Genomic DNA, 2,392 nt, shown 5'->3' with positions numbered 1-2,392 from the left:
AGCAAACTTCTTCGTCGCCAGCGGCGAGCCGCCCTCGTTGGTGAGGCGTATATAGTCGCCACCAACGAGAACTGTCAACACCGATCAGCGATGTTTTTTCGATTTCTCATGGAGATATCTACGGGGCCGAAATTCGTGAGCTGGCTTGGCCGAATTGTGAGCGGTGTTCTGCGCCGACCATTCCTATGGATGCGCCCCGATATCTCGGCGCCGGGTGTGCGCCATCGGCCTGAAAATACCTGTCGGCCCAGGTGGCTGCAGAGCAGTTCCCCACCGGAAGTGGCGTTTAGAGCCGATCTTCGAGCAATTCCGGTGTGATGTTTCGGCCAGCGTAAAAGATGCCTAGGATCAGCACTCGCTCACCCTCGACGGCAAACGCAATGCTGGCGGCGCGCCGGTAGCCAACAATCCGCAACCCAGGCATGATCTCGACCCGCCCGGTGCCCCGCTGTGGAAAAGTCGACAGACCGAGACAAGGTCGCGGATACCAGCAATGAAATTCCAAGCGATCGCCGGCTACACGTCCGGCTATGTCATCGTAGAGTTGCTCCAGCTCGGACTCCGCCTTGGGGTGGAAGACAATCTTGTACTCCATCCCCTACTTGGCTTTCGCCTGTTTGGCGCGATGACGCGCCTCCAGCCGAGAGAACACCGTGTCGGCAGGGATGCCCTTCGTTGGATCCTGCCGGAGTTCAGCCAGGCGCCCCGGGATCTCCTCGCGCAGCCATTTCTCCCGCTCCGCCTCGAAATCCTCGTGCATGCGCAGGCCCGCACGGACAACCTCGCTGGCATTGTTGTAGCGGCCTGATTCGAGCTGCTTCCTGATGAAACTCTCGTAGTGGTCATTCAAAGCGTAATTTGGCATTGGCAACCTCCTGCAGGGAATATGGGAGGATTCTCGAGTCTAAAGCGTGTCGCGATTTAAGGGATTCAGGATTCCCCTTTATTTGAGTTCGTGATTCATTGCGGTTGAAAGGAGACCGCGATGGGCAAGCCGCTACCGCTTGAGTTGCGTCGGCGTGTTGTTGCGTATGTCGATGAGGGGCATGGTCACCGCGAGGCAGCGCGCCATTTTCGCGTTTCGCCTCGCTTTGTGAACAATCTGATCAACCTGCGCCGGCAGACCGGTTCGCTTGAAGCGCGCCGGCAGGGCCATGTGGGAGGCGGGAAGCTTGAGCCGTATGCCGAGTTTGTCCGCTTGCGGTTGGCCGAGACCGGCGAACTGACGCTGGATGAGCTTTGCGTCGAGTTGGAGGGGCGCGGGGTGAGCGTGCACCGCTCCAATGTCGGGCGCCTGCTCCAACGCCTGGGGCTCAGTCATAAAAAAAACTCTGCAGGCCAGCGAGCAGCAGCGGGCCGACGTGCGCCAGGCTCGTGAACTATGGATCGGGCGGCGAAAGCGCTTCTTCAACAAGGCTTTGGCGCGGTTGATCTTCATCGATGAGACGTCGACCAACACCAAGCTGACCAAACGCACCGGCTGGGCGCCGAAGGGCGAACGCTTCAGGACACATGCGCCATTCGGCAAATGGCAGACGCAGACCTTTATCGCCGGGCTGCGATGCCACGGTCTTGTCGCGCCATGGATCGTCAACGCGCCGATGAATGCCGCCATCTTAAGATGGCGGCATCAGTCGGACATCATGCCCCATCCCCTGAAGCTTGCGCCCCCAGTCGTGTGAACCCGCGCAGGCCTCCATGCCGATCAGGCACCGCGGCCGCTTGTGGAAAAACGCGAGCAACTGGCTTCGGCGAAGTGGCGGCGCACGAGAACCCGGCCGCTCTCGTCGACACCATGGATCTGGAAAATGGTCTTTGCGAGGTCGATACCGACCGTGGCAAGTTCGGACATGGATGGCTCCTTTGCTCGAGACGACAACATCCCAACTATGGCGCAATGCGACACCGGGAGCAGGAGCCATCCACACCATCAATCGAGATGGCCTACTCAAAACTCAATCGAGATGGCCTACTCAAAACTCAAGGCCCGGCTGCGGAAGAAGGCGGCTAGAACCTTCGACGCACTCTGCGAGGCTCTCGGCGATATCTGCCACCTGTTCGAGCCAGCTGAATGCAGAAGCTTCTTCAAGGCCGCCGGATATGAGGCCAATTAATCGCGACACGCTTGAGGGTGGCCACAAAAGCCGGCTGATAGAACACCATCCCGGCCAAATTCATTTCGTATTTGATTGCAAGTCATCACCGGCGTCACCGATGCTTGGCACGAGGATCGGATGGCCTTGTCTTTCTGCCTCCGATTCGGCTGATGCGGCCATGGCGGCGTCTGGGCTCTTAAACGCAAAAACCGCCCTGGTTAGACCGGGACGGTTATTGATTTATGATGAAGTTGGTTGCGGGGACAGGATTTGAACCTGTGACCTTCAGGTTATGA

At 58.7% G+C, this 2,392-nt stretch carries 4 protein-coding genes and 2 pseudogenes; 3 read left to right on the top strand and 3 right to left on the bottom strand.

The annotated features are described in order from the left end of the window. Positions 1-286 precede the first annotated feature (286 nt). Together ASD12_RS24650 and ASD12_RS24645 are read right to left on the bottom strand one after the other, a co-directional pair. Positions 287-595 carry a type II toxin-antitoxin system RelE/ParE family toxin gene (locus ASD12_RS24650; protein ID WP_056592502.1) on the bottom strand — a complete coding sequence of 103 codons (309 nt, stop codon included), beginning with the start codon at positions 593-595 and terminating at the stop codon, positions 287-289. Positions 596-598: 3 nt separating this feature from the next. Continuing rightward, positions 599-865, bottom strand: coding sequence for a type II toxin-antitoxin system ParD family antitoxin (locus ASD12_RS24645; RefSeq protein ID WP_056592499.1), 267 nt, complete (start codon positions 863-865; stop codon positions 599-601). 120 nt (positions 866-985) lie between these two features. On the opposite strand from ASD12_RS24645, the gene ASD12_RS35580 reads away from it, so the two are divergent. Then, a complete protein-coding gene (locus ASD12_RS35580; protein ID WP_082525665.1) occupies positions 986-1,378 on the top strand; it encodes an IS630 transposase-related protein in 393 nt (130 codons plus the stop codon). Continuing rightward, positions 1,362-1,682: a transposase gene (locus ASD12_RS35575; protein ID WP_162252282.1), complete on the top strand. Its 321-nt coding sequence runs from the start codon at positions 1,362-1,364 to the stop codon at positions 1,680-1,682. Before ASD12_RS35580 ends, ASD12_RS35575 begins: the two co-directional genes overlap by 17 nt. On the opposite strand, the pseudogene ASD12_RS33600 reads toward ASD12_RS35575, so the two are convergent. Then, positions 1,620-1,852, bottom strand: a pseudogene (locus ASD12_RS33600) (IS110 family transposase); the annotation flags it as partial. The gene ASD12_RS35575 and the pseudogene ASD12_RS33600 sit on opposite strands and share 63 nt — an antisense overlap. A gap of 100 nt (positions 1,853-1,952) precedes the next feature. Here ASD12_RS33600 and ASD12_RS34425 point away from each other — a divergent pair. After that, positions 1,953-2,114, top strand: a pseudogene (locus tag ASD12_RS34425) (IS630 family transposase); the annotation flags it as partial. Positions 2,115-2,392 lie beyond the last annotated feature (278 nt).

Origin of the sequence: Mesorhizobium sp. Root102 (assembly GCF_001425625.1) — a bacterium.
In the GTDB taxonomy this organism is placed as follows: domain Bacteria; phylum Pseudomonadota; class Alphaproteobacteria; order Rhizobiales; family Rhizobiaceae; genus Mesorhizobium.
This window is presented reverse-complemented; position numbering and strand designations above follow the sequence as displayed.